We start from the raw sequence: 19,553 nt of genomic DNA on the forward strand, positions 1-19,553 counted from the left end.
TACCGCAGGCTGCCCGATGCCAGCCCAGCAGCAACCCCACTAAAGACGACTTACCTGCCCCTGAAGGGCCGACCAGTGCCACATGGCTCCCCGCCTCGATCCGTAGATCTAGTTCCTCCAGGATGAGGTGCCCGGAGGCACGTACGCTCACCCCCTTGAACTCGATGGAAACCGGATTACATGCTGACTGCTCCACAATGTCGGAAGCCGAAGAGGACAACGAAGGCAGGGGTTCCTCTAATGCCCCCATCGGTTCTATCAGCCGAAGTGTTACGTTCCGCTGCGGAGGGTACTCACGAAGCATCTGTCCGAGTTGCTGCGCGAGTAGTGGAACATTGAGCGCCCAGTAGGCCAAGAGGAGGGTTCCGGCCGTGTCCTTGGAGGAGCCCACATAGCCTAGCACCAGCCAGGCTGCGAACCCGAAGCCCAGTAGAAGTTGCAAAGCCTCCGTTCCAACGCTTAGCTGCAACAGCGAGCGGCCGGCATGTACCCACTCTGAGAGCATCGCATCATGCTCACGCCGCAGTGCGCGCTCTGCACCATGTGTTCGCACAGCAGTGAGGCCAAGCAACGCCTCCAAGTAGTTCCGGCTCAGAGCGCCCGCGTGGCTCCGCAACCGCATGTCGCGCTCCATCATAGGCGCTTGCATGGCAAGGAGAAACCCAATTGCAAAGGCAGCGCTGACTAGCACTACGAGCCCTTGAGAAGGACTTATCCAGATCAGGGCGGCTGTGGTGATCAACAGTTCACATAGGCATTGAATGAACCGGCCCCCCATATGCGGCAGCACCCGGATCAAGTGCAGGCTATGGCTGCGCTCCGCCATGTCCGATGTGGGGCGGCTGTGAAAATAGCGATCTCCCAGACGTGGGATTTTTTCCTGCAAAGCCTTTCGCAGCCGCGCTTCTAAGTGACGTCCCAACCGGAGGAAACCCGAGGTAAGGAACCCCTCCAACCCCAATACTCCCCCAAAGAAAACAAGGAGCACACTCAGAGCGAGTAGGTGCTGTTCAGCGCCTCGAAGAAATCGGCCCATCTCAAGTAACGAGCGCAGGAGTACAGCATCAACAGCACTCATGACCCCTAGCAATATGGCCCCGGCTACAAGCAGTGTTGGAGTGACCCAGCCCCCGGCTAGCAGGAAGCTTAACAGCTCCCGGCCGGGCCGTCTCGGGCGCTCTTGAAGCGCAGCTGCCAGTTCCGGGGAGAGCGTCTGTTGTCCTTCTTCTAGCGTCGCTTCTATTGGCTTGGGGGTTTCCTCTGTCTCAAGAAGGCCTCCCACGCGGATCAGCACCGCACCACGCAGGAGCACGTGCTCTCCTCCTTCCGTCGGAGGGCATGGAAGCGCGCACCAGTAGTCCTCTGGAATAATCTCCCGCCGCTGCTGGGCCGATTCAAAAAGCTTATCAAGCAGACGAAGGGATTCGCTGCCCCTCTTGAGTCCCCCCGCCGTCACCAGGGAGGACACCAACCTGGTTGCGGAATCAAGCGCTGCGAGCGGCTGCCAATCAGACTGAGCGAATGTGGTTTTGATGTACGAAGAGTCAGCATCCGATGCGCCAAGGGCCCGCAGACGATGACGAAGCACCGGAATCAACCCGTCAGATGCAGCCCACTCCCTCCAAAGCTCGACCGACACCGGCAAGGTATGCACGTACAGGTTACCAAGGAATTGCTCACAGGTTTGCCAGTTCGTGCCGGAAGCAGGATCCATTACCTGCACGAAGGGGCCAAGGCGGCGCCAGACGACGACGAAGTGCGTGGCGCCATTGGGCTTGCGCACCACGACGATGGCGGGCAGCGCCTTGGCCGCCTCATGTAACAGGTAGTCCGGCGGGAGCATGGTCTGCTGGGCATCGAGGCCGAGTTGCGCAGCCACCTCTTCCAAAGTATCAATGGAAGTGCCATCCACGTCCGTCTGGCATGCCTCCCGGAGACGTCCATAGCTAACGGAGACGCCGAAGCCCTCAAGAAGGGACTTGAGAGCAGCAGGCCCGCAGTCCATGGCCGACGTCTGGATAACCTCTGGCGCGAAAAAGCGCCGCCCGCGACTAGTGCAAGCCTTGCTCATGGGCGATCCGAAGGCGAGCGTGGCCAACCGCCCACGGCCTGTAGCACAAGCGCGGCTGGGGAAAGCTTCTCCACTGCAATTTCCACCACACCATCTAGCCCATGTTGCAAGGGGATAGAGGTTCCCGGTTCGGGCTCCAATTCTAGTTCCACCCGAATCCGACCCTCGCGAGTTTCGCTAGCTACACGCGCTACCCGTGCGGAGACACTTCCGAACCGAGTCCAGGGGAATCCATTCAGCCGCAAGCGTGCTCGTTGCCCGGTACGGATACGACCCAGAGCCTCGGGAGCGGTGAAGTCAGCGACGAGTCGTAGCGGTCCTTCGCGCACGACCGCGCCAAGCCGGAAACCTTCGGAAATATGAGCCCCCTTTTGCAGCGTGGCCAATTCTCCAAGCTTGCCAGCTATGGGAGCCCGGATACGCCGCAGTTCTAACTCATGCTCAAGTCGCTGGATAGCCTGCGCCTCTGCAGCCCGCTGCCCCTGTAATAGCGCGAGTTCCCGCTGTAGGCGGGCGATCTCGGCGGCTTGCTGCTCCTCCTTTGCTCGCTGCTCTGCAGCAGTACGATCGACAGCGAGCCGAAGCGCTTCCACCGACTCTTGGTGCTCATGTGCCTGAGACTGTAACCGTGACACATCCGCTACTGATACGAAGCCTCGAGCCTGAAGGGTTGCTATACGGGTCACTTCCTCCTCGCTAGCACTGTACACTGCTTCCGCCCGCCGGAAGAGAGCACGAGCCTCCTCCTGACTGGCCCAGGCACCTTGTCGGCTGTGGGTAAGTGCACGAGTTCGGGCCGCGATTTCTCCACTGAGTGGGAGCATCTGAGCCTCCAACGCAGCCTCGCGGACACGGGCTTCCTGCAAGGCGAACCCTTCCCGTTTAGCATCAACTTCTGCGACAATTTGCCCCACCTCCACCTGCTCCCCCAGTACCACGTGCAACTTCGAGAGCTGTCCGCTAACAGGCGCAACAAGCGGCGAGACCGAAGGATAGGCTTCGACCCATGCTCTGTCGGTGACTGCATAGAGCGTTACCTCAGCGAGAAAAAACCACGCGCTCCAGCCCCCCATGGCACACATAATAAAAAGCAACTTGAGCGTAGTGCCACCAGCGCCATCCAACTCCAAAGCCTGCAACAAGCGGGGGAATGAGCTAGACATGGAAGTTTTGGCACCCAACTGCCACACGTAGCAACTCCTGGTAGGTACACGTTCAGCGCATTCTTATACGGCAGTAGAGGGCATTACCTCCTACCAAGCAGTCCGTCATAGGTACTGTTCACTTCTTTCGACAAAACCCCCAACAACTGTCGGCGGTGCGTCAAATGGCACCACGGCAGATGGTGCTATGTGGGGAAAGAAACCGTACAGTTCACTATCCCGTCTAGCACTACTGCGTCAAAGCTGGGCTGGCAGTAAAGCAGTGGCCTGCCTGTTCACCCGCCCTTAGAAGTAGCGCGGCAGCCCCTACCGGAAAAGTCGACCCGTGCGTATTGCTTGGGAGGTGGAGCCGGATTGAGCGAGCCAGGCCATGGACACCTTCATGGGCGCCAGTGGGGTTCAACGACTCGAGGAGTACTTCCGAAGGATTGGCGACGTCTTGGGAGAGGAGAGCCGCCGGGCCTCCTTTGCCATCTACGCCATGGGGCTGCTGGGAGACGGGGAGCGCAAGAGCGTCGAGCCCATTGCGGCCCGTGCCTGCCCTGACCCCAGCAGGACCGATGCGATGCACCAGCGACTGCTGCACTTCGCTGTCGACTCTCGCTGGAGCGACCGGGAGGTACGCCGGGAGGCGGCCCGGTATGCCCTGGATGCCATGACGCAACGTGAGCCGGTGGAAGCCTGGATTGTCGACGACACGGGCTTCCTCAAACAGGGCAAGCATTCAGTGGGAGTGCAGCGGCAATACACCGGCTCGGCGGGAAAAATCACCAACTGCCAGATTGGCGTCAGCCTGAGCATCGCCACTCGTGCCGAGCACCTCCCCATCGACTTCGAGCTGTACCTGCCTGAGTCCTGGGCCAATGACTCGGCTCGCCGCCAGGAGGCCCGAATCCCCGAGGACGTTACCTTCAAGACCAAACCCCAGCTGGCCATGCGAATGATTGGCCGGGCCGTGGCGGACGGCGTTCCCAAGGGAGTCGTCCTGGCCGACTCCGCATACGGTACCTCCGGCGACTTCCGCGCCCAGGTGCGCTCCCTGGGGCTGCACTATGCGGTGGGGGTAGACCCTCAGACGACCATTTCCCTCCTCGACGACCAGGGGCGCCCTCGCGGCGAGGCGGTGAGCGTCAAGGACATGGCGTTGAGCATCAACGAGCGCGGGGGCTTTCGACGTTGCACCTGGCGCAGCGGCACTCGTGAGGACCTCTGGGCGCGCTTCGCCCTGCGTCGCGTTGTCGCCGCAGGAGTGCCCAAGGAGCAACAAGAGCCCCTCTGGCTTCTCATCGAGTGGCGCGAGGGCGAGCCAGAGCCGGCCAACTACTTTCTCGTCTCCGTGCCGGACCGCATGACAAAGAAGCAACTCATTCGCCTCGTCCTGCAGCGCTGGAGAACCGAGCGTGTCTACGAGGACTTGAAAGGGGAGCTCGGGCTTGACCACTACGAGGGCCGGCGCTTTCCTGGGTGGCACCACCACGTCTCCGTAGCCCTTTGCTGTTACGCGTTCATCGTCGCGGAACGCGTGCGGCGTTTTCCCCCCTCGACCCGAGGGGCGGATGAAGCCCACGCGCAGCACCTCCAGGCCTGAGCGCCACTTCCATGACAGCTTCATCACCGCACGGCTTGCCATGGCTCGGGTGATTGCCACCTGGCTGCCTCGCTGCCCCACCTGCCACCGCTCCAACACCCGACACCGCTCACGCCACCCGGCAGTCCTCCCCGTTCATCCTTCGGGGCCCTGACGCAGTAGTGCTAGAAGGGACGAAGATGCCCCCAATGTTCATAGGGACCGCGGCACACGATAGGTACGGTCCCGAGAGTCCTGACCGCGTAGGCGTGCCGTCTCGATGAAGGATTAGGCAAGTAACGGACAACGGGCCCGGAACAGACGCCTACCACTTACGCGTCCTGGCAAACACTCATGGGAACGTCACACCATCGAGGTTCACGCTCCCGGCTCCAGCCTCTCCCGCCCACAACTTGAGCGTGTAGGTGCCTCGGGCCTCGCTCTCCGTCGCGTCCAGTTCCACCACGACGCGCCGTGACCTCCCTGGCGGAATAGGCCCCAGGAGCCACACCGGCAGCCCCGTCAGCTCCTCGCGCTTGGACCCCACCAACGCCGCCCCCGAGGGCATCCAGGCCACCGCTCCCGGGTTGAACAGCTCCACTTCCACGGCCAACCGGCTCCGCCCTTGGGGCCCAACGGCCCGGTAGCTGATGACCTTCTGCACGGCGAGGAGGTCCCCTGGGCGCGAGGCGGCGGCCTCGAGCTCCCGGGCGACGACGCCCGTCTTGCCGAGCCATCCGTTGACGATGAGCCCCGTGAGCCCGTCCTGCCCCCTGCACTCGGCCTGGAGACGCGCCTTCTCCTCCCGGCATTGCTGGGCCTCAGCTCGCGCCTGCCGCTCGCCCGCCCTGAGGGAGGCAACGGAGCGCTCGCGGCGGGACACCTCTACCTGGCGCTCCGCCTGGGACGGATGGACCACCAGCACGAAGATGGCGCTCGTTGGCGCCGCGCCGTCCTCGAAGTAGACCGTCACCGGCACGCGCTCTCCGTCGTGCAGCGCCTCCGAGGCCACGAGCACCAACGTATCGTCCACCACCTTCACCCGGCGGAATCGCTCCCGCCCCTCGACCTCCACGCTCGCGATCTTCGCGTCGAAGAGCAGGGTGAGGGATAACTCCGGCCGGATGCACACCTCCGGCGTCTTGCTGGGGGTGTCCGCCGTCAGCTCGACGTAGCGTGTGCCCGTCTCGCAGGTGGGGAGCGGCGCCCGCTCGGTGGCCTCGGCGGGTGCAGCGAGCAGGGCCAGCCCGAGCAGAGCGGTGGAGGACAAGGTGAACACGGAGCGGGAACCTCCAAGAAGACGAGGAAGAGACCGGAGACGTTGGCCTCTAACACACCTTCCTGCCCGGTAATGCGCGAGCCGCCTGGGCTTCCGGCCCGCCAAGCCCCGGGATGGCGCTACTCAAACCGGTCCACCGTCTTCACCTCCACGCGGGGGTGGACCTTGATGGCTCCACCGTCAGATTTGATCTCGACACCGCGCTCATCGTCGAACTGGCCGATCAACTCCATGCAGACAGTGAACGTGTCCCCGTTGGGCGCGACGGCCTGGGTGATGCGTCCGTAGACGCGCTTCTCCCCGATGCAGAGCAGCCCAGAGAGGCGGGTGCCATGGGGCAGCACGACTCGCCCGCCCCGGAACTCAGCTTGGGGTCCCACTTCCCAGGCGCCCACCAGCTCCAGTGAGACGGGGCCTTCCTTCACGGGGACAGGCTCGCTGCTGTGGAATTGCGCACCGGGCATGTGGGCCCCGTGTCTCTCTCCGAGGCGGAGGCCGAGCTGATGGGTCATTGTCTCGACGGCACCGGCCGGGCACGCCTGGGGCGCGGGCTCCTTGCGAACCTGGACACCGGGACAGGCCATGCTGGCAGTGGCGGCGGCCACGGCGAGCAGCACGTTGGAGCCGTTGCCCTTCTTCGCCGCCTGAGAGCCGGGGGCCTTCTTCTTCTTCATGCGAGTTGTTCCCGAACTGAGCGTCATGGTGGTGACGGGCGCAGAGGTGTCCGCCTTCGAGGGCGCTGCGCCTGTGTCAGCTTCGGGCGGCTTCCAGGGTGGCGCTACTTCATGGACGTGCATGGCCCATGGCGTCGGGCCATCGAAGGAGAATTCCGCAGGTACAGGAGGCGTCAACACCGGCTGGACTGGAGTCGGTATGGAAGGCGGCGGCTGGAACTGGCCAAAGACATGGCCCAGCCCCACCGCCACCACGAGTCCCACCACCACGACAACCAGGACCGGAGCGACCTGCCGCACCCGGTCGCGAAGCGTGGGGATGGGTGACGCAGTGGACAGCCCCGGTGCGGCGGAAGGTACGGCTGGCGGCGCGGCGGGTTCAACGGGAGCGGGATAGACGACTTCGGGAGGTACGGCTGGAGGCGCGGCGGGTTCAACGGGAGCGAGGGGTTCCGCGGGAGCGGGAGGAGCAGGCGGCCTGCCCCGCTTGGGCTTTTGCCGGATCCACCTGCGCAGCCACGCCTGGCTGTCGTGGCCCACGCGCTCTGGCTCGTCCTCGGTGGTGCGTCCGTCCACCGTCCAGCCGTAGCACAGGGCAATTTCCCACCGGGGGTCCGCCTTCGCCACCTCCAGCAGCTTCTCCAGCGCCACGCACAACGCCTCGGCATTCGGCACGCGGGCGTGCGGCTCCCGGGCGAGCAGGCGCAGACACAGCTCGCTCAAAGGCCGGGGTACGCGGGAGTTGCGCACGTGCGGCGGCTTGGGGTTGCCCGCGAGAATCTCCCCCATCAGCTCGTCGTCCGGGCCGTTGAAAGGGTAAACGTCGGTGGCGAGCACGTAGAGGATGACGCCCAGGGAGTACAGCTCGTCCCTCACCGAGTAGTCGTAGCTCTCCCCCCGCTTGCGGTCCTCGCGCAGGAAGAAGGCCACCGCCTCGGGGCTGCGGTAGCGGAGGTTGGCCGGGGCCAGGGCTCCGGTAACGCGAGGCACGCCCGGCATGGTGCCCGCGCCGAAGTCCACCACCACCGGCGCTCCGTCCGCCTCGTGCACCAGCACATTGTCACCCTTCAAATCGCGGTGCAGCACATTCTCCGCGTGGACCTCCTTCAACGCCCGAGCGATCGGCAGCAGCATCTCCACCAACTCGCGAGCACACGGGTTGTTGTCCCGCGCCCACTGGTAGAGCGTCACACCCGGCACGTACTCCATGACGAGCACCAGGTACTCGGGCTTCTCCTCCAGCCACTTGAAATGGCTCAGTAACTTCACGACGCCGGAGAACTGGTGGCGGAGCATGATGAACAGCTCGCGCCAGCCCCACTCCCCGACGCTCTCCAAGTGGATGAACTTGAGGGCGCACGGGCTGCCGTCGCGCCACGCGAGGAACACCTTGCCGAAGCCCCCGGCTCCCAGCTTCTTCTCGATGCGATAGCCGCCCACCACCATGTCCGGCCGAACCACGTCCTCCAGCGTGGGCTTCATGGTGCCTCTCCAGCGGCTGCATCGGCCAGTAACGGTGGAAGTTCGGTCACGCGCTCAACCTCGGGAGTGGGGAAGCTACCAGAATCAAGGGCCTCCCGTGCCCGAGGACGTGTCCGGCTCCGGCTGTCGGGTGCTCGGCTGGCCGGGGTAGTGACGGAGCTGCTCACGCAGCACGGCCCTACCAGGGACGAGCACCATCACGACCCTTCACATCGAATCGCGAGCTCGGCAACCGGCGATGTAACGCAGTAGTAGCCATGGTCCGAGCTGCCGAATCGGAAGTCCACACCTCGGTATAAGCCGGTGGCAGGGACTCCCCCTGCTGGCGTCGGCCAACCGATCGCCGCAGTCCTCCAACCTATCCAGAGGAGCGCACCGCGAACGAGCGGGACCCGGGCTCATCCAGCCCGCGTTCCGAGAGCTCGAGACGCGCCCTCACTCATCAAAAGGAGGCGCACCATGCCGCATGACATCAACCAGATGGCCTACGTGGGCCAGGAGCCATGGCACGGGTTGGGCACCGCGCTCCCGGCCAACGCCGACTACGACACCCTCGTCCAGGCGGCCGGCTTCTACATGGCGGAGGAGCGGCCCCTCTTCGCGCCGGGCAGGGATGAGCCCATTCCGGACAAGAAGGCCCTCTTCCGACAGGACACGGGCGAGTACCTGGCCACCGTCAACCGGGGCTACGAGGTGGTGCAATTCGAAGAGGTGGCCCGCACGCTCGTGGAGGCGGCTGGTGGCGTGCGCTGTATCTTCCACACGGCGGGAACGCTTGGCCGCCACGGGGAGCGTGGGTGGCTCCTGGGCGAGCTGCCCGAACCCATGCGCGTCCGGGGAGACAAGAGCATCATCAAGCGCTACGTGCTCGGCTACACGGGACACGACGGCACCACCGCCATCACGTTCAAGAACGTGGCCACGAGGGTGGTCTGTCAGAACACCATCGGCGTCGCACTCGGGGAACGGGAGGGGGCCGAGTGGCACATCCTCCACACCACGAGCGCGAAGGTGCGACTCGTCGAGGCCGCTCGGGCCTTCCGGCGCATGGTGCAGGGCTACGAGCGCTTCGACGCGCTTTCCGACCATCTCGCCATGACGCGCTTTAGCGAGCACCAGCTGCGAAACGTCATCGATGTGGTGATGCCGCTGCCCCAGGACGAGGCTGAGCACCCACGATTGATGAAGGGGCGAAACAAGGTCATCGAGCTGTTCCACGCTGGCCGGGGCCTCGAAGGCTCCATCCGCGGCACGGCCTGGGGCGCGCTCCAGGCGTTCAGCGAGTACGCAGATCACCACCGACATACTCGGGTTCCCAAGGGCAAGAGCGTGGACACGTTGCGCCTCGAGTCCATCTGGATGGGCAAGGCCGCCGCTATGAAGCGCCAGGCGCTGGCGGCCATCGCTGACGCCGCTCGCATCCGGCTCGCGACATAAGGCGGCGGCTACCGCCCTGCGAGCACAGTGCCCTGGGGTGACGTGAGCGCCCCTTGTGCCAAGAGGCAGGCGTCGTTCACGGCGCCCGCTTTCTTTTGGGGGCCGTGCTGGATCACGCAGTGAAGTCCCGCCCGCAGAACCGCCTGGCGGGCGTTCAAGCCCTGGTAGCTCGCGAGGTCATGCTGAGCCGCTTGGCGATGGGATGAAGCCCCGCCGCCCCTGATCGTTCCCGGTGAACAGCACGACGTTCACGTCGCCGATGGCGCCGTCGCTGGGGAGCTGCCTGCGGTTCTCGATGATGATGACCTGCGCATCTCCGAAGGACGACTTCACACTGTCCCAGAAGTGTTTCTTGATGTCCTGCGGGAACTCGGTCTCACCGGCATCCGGCTTCTCGTACACGATCAGCGGCGAGTCGATGAGCACGAGGTTGGGGAACGGCCTCTCCTCTCGAACGCAGTGCCGAAGCAGCGCGAGGTTGAATGCCGCGCGGAAGATCGCTCGGACACCCTTTCCATGCGTTCGCCGCGCTCGACCGGAGATGACGACGTCCTGGTCCTTCTCGCTGAAGGTGACGCGATCGAGGTTCGGGTAGCGCCACGCACGAAGAAGCGACTCCACCTCCTTGCTGAACGGCTCGGCTTGACCGGTGCTGACGGTGGATGCCGGGCCGTCGGCGCGCTCCTTCTTCTGCGGGGTGTTGGCCTCTGCCAGGAGGCTTTCCAGTTCCTGCACACGTTCAAGAAGCTCCAGGGCCTTCTTGCACGCGTCACGGCGTGCTCGGATGTCGTCGACCTTCTTGGCGGCGACGTCCACGCGCTGCTCGAGTACGGTCTTCAGTTCCGCCGCAACCGCATCGAACTCGCCTTGGAGCACATCCCGCTCGCTCGTCAGTTGCTCCACCTCTGCGGCGGTGGTCGCGCGCGTCGACTGGAGGTCCTGGAGGAGCCTGATGGTTTTGGCAGCTTCGGCCTTACACGCCTGGGAAACGTCCGCAGGTGTGAGGCGCTCCCTCCGATGTGAATTGTCGTGGTGTTCCGCCTGCGCACCGCACATCGGGCACCGCTCCTCCTTAAGCTGGTCGAGCCTCACGCCGGCCTCGGAGATCGCCTCCAGACGTCGCAAGTCGGACGCGTACTGCTCATGGAGGAGGTCGAATCGCTTCTGCAGCTCCGAGAGCACGTTGAGCTTCGATTCGGATGCTCGCAGCCGCTGCCATGCACCACGGCGCTTCGCCTCCAACGGGGAAGCGTTCTTCTGTTCCGCATCCCGTTCCGCCATTGCCTGCTGGAGGGTCGCCTCAAGTCGGGCGAGCCGATCCCGCTCGTCGAGGAGGCTTCTCACCTCGCCTACATCGGCCAACCCCTCGCGGGCCTTCTGCAGCAGCACCTTGAGGACCTCGGCTTTCCCAGCTTGGCGCCCCTTTGCAACCTTCGGGTCCTCCTTCGCGATTACGGACGAATCGTCGGTGCCCGTCAGGAGCAGCCGGAAGACGCCGCTCTCGACGGTCTTGGACGTGAACTGCCCGCTCAGGACGGGCGAGGTCTCCTTGATGACCGTCTCTTCGTCGATGATGACGAACTGCGTGATGTCGCGAAAGCTGAGCGGGCGGGTCTTGCCTTGCTCGTTAGTACGAACCTTCTTGGTGCCCAGCCCCGACAGGTCGAGGAGGAACTGCGAGACGGTGTCCTCCTTTCCTCCTTGGTGCTTGGCAGCGAGGATGCGATCCGGCTCGCCCTGCGTCGTGAGGCGGATGTCTCCTCCGCGAATGCTTCGCTCAAGCGTGAAGATGCGCTTGTCGCGGTTCGACTCGATCTCGAGGATGACGGTCGTGTAGCGCTCGGCCTCGGGGATTTCCTTGGGCGGCTCACCGCTGCCCAACGCATAGTCGATGCATTGGACGATGAAACTCTTCCCGGAGTCTGAAGGCCCCGCGATCACGTTCAGCCCGCGCGTGAACGCCACCTCGGCGGCCGGCAGACCGGGCCCGGTGAGAACAAGTCGTCGAAGGGCAAAGCCGAACTTCACGACGCCTCCTCTTCCCAGAGCACGGACTCCATCGTGAACTCGGCGCCCCACGTGCCGATGCGTTCACGAACCATTGCGTCGAGCTCGGCGTCGTCGAGCAGTCCGTAGCTGTCGACGATCCAGTCAGCCCTTGCCCGCAGGCCCGTGACGTACTCGGTGCTGAGGGCGTCGAGGAAGCCTGCGGACTTGTCCGTGGCCGTGAAGAAGATGCCGCCATCCTGGTAGACGCGCTCGATGAGGCCTCGGCTCTGGTAGAGGAGTAGCCCCTCTTGGAGCACGCCGCGCCGCACGAAGATCTCGCCGCCGCGATGAGGGGTCTGCGGGTGAAGGCCTGCAGGGCCGCCGGGCATATCATCCGAGTGCACGCTCAAGTAGTCAAACACCACGAGGCGTTCGAGCGAGTACGAGGCCGGGTACGCGGCGGTGAGAATGCACAGCGCACGGAGCCCGAGTTCCACCGGCCCGTTGAACGGCGCGACGACCTTGATCGGCTTCTCCGACGTCACTTCACCCACCGAACCTTTCCGTCGTTCGCGAGTTGGTGGCAGATGCCGCCACGATCCCGGACGTAAATTCGAGTGTGAAGGGGGTGGGCTGCCAGCGGCAGACTGCGCGCCGTCTTCACCACAGCCACGACACGCCGGTAGCCATCGACGTGGTCATCGCGCACGTCGTCCTTGATGCCTGCGTGAACCTCGTCTTGAAGCTTCTCGAACTCGCCCGGAGGCAACGTGTCGCGCGAGAACGTGCGCAAGGACTCGGCGCTGTAGAACTCGACTCGGGAATCGGCGAAGTGCTCCCGAAGATCATCTCGCGCAGCGAGGTCCGCGACGTCGTTCACGTCCTGCTTCAGATGGTCGCCGTACGCCCGCAGGAGTTCGCGCACGAAGACTGTCTCGGCCGCCCCAGGCACGAGCGGAGGCGAGAGGGGGGCGGAGCGAAGCGGAAGTCCGCCGCCAAACCGAGCCGCGTGCCACCGGGTCTTCGCGTGCCCGTCGATGATCCGCAGTACCGGCGTGGCTTCGAAGATGGAGAAGTCGAGGCTCGCAATGTGCGCCTTCATCGCGGCGTCGCAGTCGACCTCCTCAGTCTTGGTGATCCCCTCGCGACAGTATTCATCCCAATTCTTCAGGAGCCCATCGCGAAGGTCGTCAGCCTTCTTCAGCAGGTTCGACAACTTCGTGCCAGCCCCCTGCGGCGCAACGAAGCGGTATCGGCGCGGATAGGTGTAGTCGCCTCGCTTCGTGTAATAAGCGAGCTTCCCCAGCTCGACCCAAATGTCCGTGGGCTTGAGCGACTCCTTGTAGTGCTTGCACTGGTAGTTGTCCCACGCCCCGTTCCCACCCTTCACGGTCGCAATGACGTCGCGGCCCATATCACCGGCGCCGCCACACCGCTCGACGAGCTCGTACTCATCGCGAAGCGAGTCGACCCACTCGTGGACGAAGACCTCCCACTGCGCGGCGCTGAAGAGCTTGATTCGATCTTCAGGATGAATCGGCTGGCCCGACGCCACTACGTCCGCAGCCAGTCCGGGCGGCGGTGCCGGAGGCGCGGGGATCCGAACTGGCGGCGGGATCGGCGTCGTCATGGCTTCGCCTCTCGCCTACGTCGTCGAGGACCTCGATGAATCGGGCGAAATGGGTGGTCGTCTCCTCGTCCTCGGGGGAGAGAAGAATCGGCTTTAAGCCCGGCTCCTCACTCACCGGGACGAGCCGCGCCAAGGTACACTAGGTGCGCTTGAGCCAGCAATGCCTCTGGCGGGGAGCTTCGTCGCCCGCTGGTAACGAACCAGCCCAGAGGCTCCGCCCAATATCTGCCGCCCGCTCGCTGCGCCGCTCCTGTAGGTCCGGATGAGCAACGGCAGGTCCGGGCGCTGCGCCACTCATGCCGGAAGCTGCCCGGCCTCCGAGCCACCATGGCCTAGCCCGGCAGCAGCCCCTTGTTGGTGGTTCCCTGGGAAATGTTCGGCCAATGCGAGCATCCGGGCCAGGTGGGCAAGCCGGCGCACGGGCGAAGGGGGAGGGGCTCGCGGAGTACCGGTCAACTTCACGTGCGGTCGGAGTAGAGATGCCGCAGCTCGTCGGCCACGTTCTTCTCGAACCTGCCGTCCAGCGTGCCGATCACGTCCATGCGCGTAACGAAGTCCCGGAAGTCGAGACGCCGGGAGACGTGCCCGAGTAGCACCGCGGCAAGGTGGTCGTGGAAGAGCGACGCCAGCTGCCGCTCCGCGCCCCTCACCCGCTCGGCGAGCGTTTCACCGTGAGCCAGCAGTTCAGTCCCTTCCTCCATCATCCACGCGCGCTCGAAACGATTGACCGGCGCCCCGACCCCATCACAGGCCGCGAGGTAACGACGATGGTGTGCACTGTGCTCGCGTACCTCTTCGAGCCGCTCCCGTGAGTAGAAGAAATCGCAGATACGGCAGCGCCCAGCTCCGTCAATGGTTTCGATGAAATTTCCAGCCATGAGTATCTCCCATCAGGGAGCATCTACCTTCCCGGTAGAGCGCTCGCCCGTGGCCGTGGGCCAAGGCAACGGTGGCGACGTCACGATGCGCCGCCGGTTCCGCCCGCGCCAACGCAGGCACTTGGTACAGCCCCAGCCGACTCCGCTCGCGCAGCCCAATACATTGACGAGGGAGCCGCAGCTCAAACGAGGGCACTGAAAAAACACGCGCTCTCCTCCGTAGCTGGTGGGACTCGGTACACGAGCGAGGTTTACCTCAGCTATGAAGCCGAACTTCTCCAGCCGAACGGACTTCGCCTCTCGGAACCGCGCCGGTTTCAGCAGCGTACGTACAAGAGGCAGAGAAACCCTTGCGCATTGATCCCGGTAGAACGCCATGGCGCAATCACCCTCCCCCGCGGACGGTCACAGAATCAGCATGAGCAACGAGTACCTGTACAGGGCGATCACGCCCCAGTTCGACGCGATGCTCCTCCAACAAAGCCTTGAATCGTCGGGTCATGCTGTCCACGAGCTTGGTGAGCACCTTCACCGCCTCGAAGTCGCGTCGCCCCATCGCCTCACCAACCGCAGCGTCGATCAAATCCATCTGGCTCCGGGTAACGGCCAGCGCTCGGGCGATGGTGCGCCGCCGGGTGGTATCGCCATCCGGCGAAGACAGAGCCCCGGCCAAGTCGCGGGCGTGCTCCACGAGTTCCACCTTGCCACCGGAGGTGAAGCTGGTGAGCGCGAGCTGGTCCAGCGCCGGAAGACCCAGCCGGGGCTGATGCGGCGGCTCCACGCGCGCGAGGGTCTCCGGCTTCTCGGCGTCGGGCACACATGGGGCAAGGGAAAGATGGCGAGGAGCCGTGGGAATCGTCACCTACGAAGTTTAGTACATCCGTTGGAATCGGCCCCGGAGGGCACCGCATCTCGCGGAGATGATCGCCGCTGTGGACTCCCGTCAGGAACCTCTCGCGCGTGTGGCAGTAGGTGCGGCGCATTCACAGGCCCCGGTAACGGAAGGAACGTGGTGCGCCCTGTCCACTCGCGAGGGTGGACGGCCACCCTTGCGGCAGCGGCATGGTGGCCACACGCCCCTGGAGGGGGAGAGGCCCCTTGGCCACCCTGGCCATCCACCATGCCGTGCTCCACTAAAGATTCGCGCTTTTCTTTTCGCTCTCCTCCTCCAGGAGGAGGGTGGCTACGGTGGACAGGTGGACAGGTGGACAGCCCTCCTAAGCCTTTGAAATCAGAAGCTCTTTCCCCCTCGCCCTCCGGCCACCCTCCTGCTCTGCGAGGGTGGCCACGGTGGCCATGTTGGCCGTGCACGATGCTCTGTCCACACGTCTGGGAGTGGGGGGGGGGGCGCCCTGGGAACGGCACGCCCGCCAAGGCCGCATCAAGAGAAGTCGGCGTCGTCTACGTTCTTCTTGGCCTTCAGGGCCTCCTGCTGATGCCGCACAGCCTCCTCCACCTCGCGCATCGCCTTGGCGTTCCGCTCACGCCGCTCCGCGGCCATGTCCAAAATGGCCGACGGAGGAGTCCAGGTGCTGAGGCGCTGGCCATCCACCCTCTTGCGCTTCTCGGTGAAGCCCAGGCGTTGGAGAATGCCGGCTACGCGCTTCTGGTCGGCCTGCGTCCAGTCCTTGGTCTGCTTGCCCAGGTGCTCCTCCAGCAGTAGCTGCGTGGTGATGGGAGCCTCCGGGTGGTTGGCCAGCCGATGCACCACGGCCTCCAACACCTTGTCCGCCCAGATGTCCTCCTGCTCGTGCTCGGCGTTGCGCGCGGCGCGCAGTGCGTCCTCTTCCGGCGTGAGCCACCACTGCTCGCCCGCCCGGTAGAGCACCACGGCCTCGGCCCAGAGCTGATCGCGCCACTGTCGCGTCTTCTCCACGTCGATGCGGGTGCACCCGGAGACAACCCAGAAGCGACGGCTGCCCGTCTCGTCGTTGAGGAAGGCCGGGATGTTGGTGGAGGCGACGATGATGGAGGTGCGCGGGAACTCCTCGATGCGCCGCCCGTACGCCGGCCGCAGCATGTCCACGGCGGAGGACAGGTGCGCCTTCACCTGCGTCGCCTCGCTCTTGCGCATCGTCTCCAGTTCCGCCCACTCGTGGAACCAGATGCGCCGCATCAGCATGAGCGAGTCCTTGTTCTTCAGGTCCACGGCGGAGTCGCTGAACCACTCGGGTCCCGCGAGCGCCTTGAAGAAGCTGGACTTGCGCGCACCCTGCGCCCCCACGAGCACCAGCACGGTGTCGACCTTGCAGCCCGGCTCGAGGGGACGCGCCACGGCGGAGATGAAGAAGCGCCTGAGGATGGCCTGCGTCAGCAAGTCCGGATCAGCGATGCCCAACAGCACCGGCGCCACGTCCTTGATGCGCTCCACGCCGTCCCAGACGAGCCCCTCCAGGTAGTCGCGCACCGGGTGGTAGCTCTGCTCCTCGGCCACCTGCAAGAGGGCGCTCGTCACCTGCGCCTCGCTGAAGGTGAGCTTCTTAGGCGGCTTCTTCCCCTTCTTCTTCGGCGGGGTGAGCCGCAGCTCGATGCGCTCGCGCAAGATGCCGACGATGGAGGTGGGCGGCACCTTCCGGTCGATGGTGGGCGTCAGCAGCATTTCGTTGTACTCGAGCTCGCCCTCCAGGACGTTGGCCGCGTTGTTGCGAATGATGTCGCAGCACGTGGCGTACGTCTTGGCCTTGTAGACCTTCGGTCGCCCCGTCCCGGGCCGGATTCGGGCGGGCGACGGGGAGCCACTGGAGGCCAGCCCGGTGTTGTTGCTGGCCAGGCGCAGGCGAGGCGCCGAGCTGTGGGTGGTGCCGTCCTCGGGCTCGTCCCCCTCGTCGTCGAGGTAGCCCTCCTGGCGCAGCAGATCCATCCGGTCGACGCCAGCCGCAGCGGCATCGAGGTCCAGGGCATCGCCGAACCAGCAGGTGCTCCCCTTACGTCCTACGCGGCATTCGTCATGCGAGGCGGAGAAGCAGGACCAGCGCCGCGGGTTGTCGGCGAGCTGGCCGAAGCAGCCCTTGTGGCCGCACGCGGGGCACTGGCCGCCCGAGTTCGGGTAGAAGCGCGGGTGGTCGGCGAGATAGCGATCCACAGCCCGTTGGAGGGGCGAGGCCGGCTCCGCCGCGAGGTGCATGCCCTGCGTGGGCTGGAGCACCTGCGTCCCCGTCACCACGGCTGCGGGCAGCACACCCCCTCGTGGGCTTTCCTTGCGCAGAGTGGCCTGGGTCTTGAACGAGGGCACCACCTCCGCGAGCGCGCGCTCCAGCTGCTCCATGGTGGCGCAGTCGAAGTCCTCCGGCAGGTACTGCACCAGCCGCCCCTCACTCCCCGGCCGGTAGAAGTGGTTCGCGCCCTCCGCCGCCTCGGACCACAAGGGCAACCACACCATGTTGCCCAGGCCCCCGGGGGGCAGCTGCGCCTGCTTCGGGAAGACTTCGATGCCGTGCCCTTTCACCGGGTCCGCCACTCCCCCCTTGACGCACGGTGCGTCGTCCGGAGCGAGGAGGAGGCCCAGCGAGCGCGCCACCTGGGCCGCCACGGGATCGGCGAAGAAGACCCAGAGGTGCCAGCCATAACCGCCGCCGGAGCGCTCCAGATAGCAGGGGAGCCCCGCGCGCTGCGCCTTGTCGTGCGCTTGGAGCGCCGCGGCCAGCGGGTCCACCAGCGCGTGGTGGTGATGGCCGGCATCGAAGTCGATGCACAGCCAGGCCACCGTGCTGTCCTGAGCGAGTTGGTACGCGCCGAGGCGGAAGTGGCCATCCAGGGTCTTCCCGAGCGACCCGTCCCGATTCCGGAGGTAGATGCGCACCTGACGCGTGTTGCGGCTGGGCCCCAGCACATGCGCCCGAACCGCATCCAGGAGCGTGTCCTCGTCATCGAGAACGCCGGGATGGGGCTTGCCCTGGAAGGTGCGGAGGTTGAGGACGTCCTGCCGGTGGAAGAATCGCTTGGCGAGTCCGGCCACCACCTGCGCGAGCTTCTCGGCGGAGGGCGGCGTGGACAGCAATTCCAGCGTCACCGCCGGGGAAGGGGCGAGAGGCACCGGGCGAGTGACGTCCTGCGGGTCAATGCGCTCTTGGAGCTCTTCTGCGTACTGAGCGGTGGGCTCGGGCGCCACCACGGGGGAGAGCTCAGGCGCGGACATAGCGCACCCCCTCCCGCTTGCCCTGGACGCCTACCGCTCGCCGTTCAGGGTCCGGGTCCGGATCGCCGCCTCCGGCTGCGGTGGACGGCGTGGACCGCCGTGCCATACGCCGACAGCCGCGCCGCATGGGGCGACACGTGCGAGCTCGCGAACGAGCCAGGGCGATGCGACGCGTGCGCACCTCCCGCTCCCGCTGCCGGTGTTTCTGCCGCAGCTCACGCGCGAAGTCGGTATCACCACTCGCCTCGAAGAGTACGGCCAGTTGGAGCTCGCTGGACTCGCCCACGATGCGCCCGCGCTTGCCCTTCTCCTGCGGAATAAACGGCGGCTCCACGTACATCGTCTCGTACGCCTCCGCCCCATCTAGGCCGTCGTACTCGATGGGCTGCACGTCGCCTTCATCAAAGCCGGGGCGCCCTGGCGCGGCCGGCAGCTCTGTATTACAATTGAGTTGCATCTTGTAACTCCTGTAGTTGGTCACTGCGGGGTTGATTGGCCCTGGCGGTCCCAATCCGCTGGGGCCATTGATCTTAACAAGTTGGACCTGGGCGTTTCGACATGATTGGCGGAAGGGCGACCGAAGGAACGGGAGGCTGAAGCTTCAATTCCGGCGGCAGAAATCGTGCAGGACCACGAGGTCATTGGACTCGGCGATGGCGGCCAGCGCTTCGGGCCCCAGCTCGGTGGTGGCCGCGTGGATGATGCTCAGCACCGTGTAGCGAGCCCGCGGAACGTGTTCGACGAGCACCAGCGCGCGACTCACGCTCTCACTCGCCCCCTGCGCCCCCGTGCCCCCCTCCCCCTCTGGGAGTTGGTCCTCAATGATGTACACCACGTGCGGCTTGCGGCTCATGATGGCCCGGGCGAGTGCGACAAGGGAACAGAGGACCACAAACCCGTGGAGGCCAGCCCCAATCAGAACCAGGGCGGAGCCGTAGGTGTCGGGCATCATTGCGGCACCACGCCCAGCTCGCGCTCGACGAGCGCCTCCAGTGCCTCCAGGATGATGAACCGCAACGGCAGAGGCAGGCCGCCCTGGCGTTGGGCTCGCGCCAGCCGCAGGGCGTCCACACGCCCGCGCAGTTCGAGCGGAAGCGAGAAGCTCGTCATGTAGGACTCGGTGTTTTCGGGTGCTCTCATCGATGGGTCTCCGTCTCGGTGGCCAAATGGCCAAACCTCCAAAGATATAGGTGATGGCCTTGAGAACACCCCACTCGCTCCCTACGAACCCCTCCGCCACCGGGGCGC

Annotated in this window: 15 protein-coding genes; 2 read left to right on the forward strand and 13 right to left on the reverse strand. The window is 65.2% G+C overall.

What is annotated here, in order from left to right:
• Positions 1-2,071, reverse strand: a 2,071-nt coding sequence (locus tag VF794_RS28215) for a cysteine peptidase family C39 domain-containing protein (protein ID WP_331115690.1), incomplete at its 3' end; no start/stop codon positions are given.
• Positions 2,068-3,234: an HlyD family secretion protein gene (locus tag VF794_RS41790; protein WP_414640969.1), complete on the reverse strand. Its 1,167-nt coding sequence runs from the start codon at positions 3,232-3,234 to the stop codon at positions 2,068-2,070. The genes VF794_RS28215 and VF794_RS41790, both read right to left, overlap by 4 nt.
• 382 nt (positions 3,235-3,616) lie before the next feature.
• Here VF794_RS41790 and VF794_RS28220 point away from each other — a divergent pair, with 382 nt between their 5' ends.
• A complete protein-coding gene (locus tag VF794_RS28220; protein WP_422653120.1) occupies positions 3,617-4,822 on the forward strand; it encodes an IS701 family transposase in 1,206 nt (401 codons plus the stop codon).
• Between the two features lie 331 nt (positions 4,823-5,153).
• On the opposite strand, the gene VF794_RS28225 is transcribed toward VF794_RS28220, so the two are convergent.
• Positions 5,154-6,080, reverse strand: coding sequence for a DUF2381 family protein (locus VF794_RS28225; RefSeq protein ID WP_331115694.1), 927 nt, complete (start codon positions 6,078-6,080; stop codon positions 5,154-5,156).
• Between the two features lie 119 nt (positions 6,081-6,199).
• Positions 6,200-8,236, reverse strand: a complete 2,037-nt coding sequence (locus tag VF794_RS28230) for a serine/threonine protein kinase (RefSeq protein ID WP_331115696.1) — start codon at positions 8,234-8,236, stop codon at positions 6,200-6,202.
• A 459-nt stretch (positions 8,237-8,695) separates the two neighbouring features.
• Here VF794_RS28230 and VF794_RS28235 point away from each other — a divergent pair, with 459 nt between their 5' ends.
• Positions 8,696-9,673, forward strand: a complete 978-nt coding sequence (locus VF794_RS28235) for a DUF932 domain-containing protein (RefSeq protein WP_331115698.1) — start codon at positions 8,696-8,698, stop codon at positions 9,671-9,673.
• 177 nt (positions 9,674-9,850) lie between these two features.
• Here the strand turns inward: VF794_RS28235 and VF794_RS28240 are convergent, their stop codons facing one another.
• From VF794_RS28240 to VF794_RS28280, 9 genes are all read right to left on the reverse strand, one after another.
• Entirely contained in the window at positions 9,851-11,701 is a 1,851-nt protein-coding gene (locus tag VF794_RS28240) for an AAA family ATPase (protein ID WP_331115700.1), read from the reverse strand.
• Entirely contained in the window at positions 11,698-12,207 is a 510-nt protein-coding gene (locus VF794_RS28245) for an ABC-three component system middle component 2 (RefSeq protein ID WP_331115702.1), read from the reverse strand. Before VF794_RS28245 ends, VF794_RS28240 begins: the two co-directional genes overlap by 4 nt.
• Positions 12,204-13,292 (reverse strand): ABC-three component system protein, encoded by a 1,089-nt coding sequence (locus tag VF794_RS28250; RefSeq protein WP_331115704.1) that lies wholly within the window; start codon positions 13,290-13,292, stop codon positions 12,204-12,206. Before VF794_RS28250 ends, VF794_RS28245 begins: the two co-directional genes overlap by 4 nt.
• A gap of 458 nt (positions 13,293-13,750) precedes the next feature.
• Positions 13,751-14,170, reverse strand: coding sequence for a hypothetical protein (locus VF794_RS28255; protein WP_331115706.1), 420 nt, complete (start codon positions 14,168-14,170; stop codon positions 13,751-13,753).
• 385 nt (positions 14,171-14,555) lie between these two features.
• Positions 14,556-15,032 carry a hypothetical protein gene (locus VF794_RS28260; RefSeq protein ID WP_331115708.1) on the reverse strand — a complete coding sequence of 159 codons (477 nt, stop codon included), beginning with the start codon at positions 15,030-15,032 and terminating at the stop codon, positions 14,556-14,558.
• 519 nt (positions 15,033-15,551) lie between these two features.
• Positions 15,552-18,305, reverse strand: coding sequence for a VapE domain-containing protein (locus tag VF794_RS28265; RefSeq protein WP_331115710.1), 2,754 nt, complete (start codon positions 18,303-18,305; stop codon positions 15,552-15,554).
• The gene (locus VF794_RS28270) at positions 18,292-18,762 is read right to left on the reverse strand and encodes a hypothetical protein (protein WP_331115712.1); all 471 of its coding nucleotides are present in this window, start codon (positions 18,760-18,762) and stop codon (positions 18,292-18,294) included. The genes VF794_RS28265 and VF794_RS28270 overlap by 14 nt, the downstream gene beginning before the upstream one ends.
• A 144-nt stretch (positions 18,763-18,906) precedes the next feature.
• Positions 18,907-19,068 carry a hypothetical protein gene (locus tag VF794_RS28275; RefSeq protein ID WP_331115714.1) on the reverse strand — a complete coding sequence of 54 codons (162 nt, stop codon included), beginning with the start codon at positions 19,066-19,068 and terminating at the stop codon, positions 18,907-18,909.
• 185 nt (positions 19,069-19,253) lie between these two features.
• Positions 19,254-19,445, reverse strand: a complete 192-nt coding sequence (locus tag VF794_RS28280) for a hypothetical protein (RefSeq protein WP_331115716.1) — start codon at positions 19,443-19,445, stop codon at positions 19,254-19,256.
• Positions 19,446-19,553 lie beyond the last annotated feature (108 nt).

Origin of the sequence: Archangium sp., assembly GCF_036389735.1 — a bacterium.
GTDB lineage: Bacteria > Myxococcota > Myxococcia > Myxococcales > Myxococcaceae > Archangium.

Coding starts and splice junctions, on each gene's coding strand:
- VF794_RS28230 (WP_331115696.1), bottom strand. CDS start 8,236: ATGAAGCCCACGCTGGAGGACGTGGTTCGGCCGGACATGGTGGTGGGC.
- VF794_RS28265 (WP_331115710.1), bottom strand. CDS start 18,305: ATGTCCGCGCCTGAGCTCTCCCCCGTGGTGGCGCCCGAGCCCACCGCT.
- VF794_RS28280 (WP_331115716.1), bottom strand. CDS start 19,445: ATGAGAGCACCCGAAAACACCGAGTCCTACATGACGAGCTTCTCGCTT.
- VF794_RS28255 (WP_331115706.1), bottom strand. CDS start 14,170: ATGGCTGGAAATTTCATCGAAACCATTGACGGAGCTGGGCGCTGCCGT.
- VF794_RS28270 (WP_331115712.1), bottom strand. CDS start 18,762: ATGCAACTCAATTGTAATACAGAGCTGCCGGCCGCGCCAGGGCGCCCC.
- VF794_RS28235 (WP_331115698.1), top strand. CDS start 8,696: ATGCCGCATGACATCAACCAGATGGCCTACGTGGGCCAGGAGCCATGG.
- VF794_RS28220 (WP_422653120.1), top strand. CDS start 3,617: ATGGGCGCCAGTGGGGTTCAACGACTCGAGGAGTACTTCCGAAGGATT.
- VF794_RS41790 (WP_414640969.1), bottom strand. CDS start 3,234: ATGTCTAGCTCATTCCCCCGCTTGTTGCAGGCTTTGGAGTTGGATGGC.
- VF794_RS28250 (WP_331115704.1), bottom strand. CDS start 13,292: ATGACGACGCCGATCCCGCCGCCAGTTCGGATCCCCGCGCCTCCGGCA.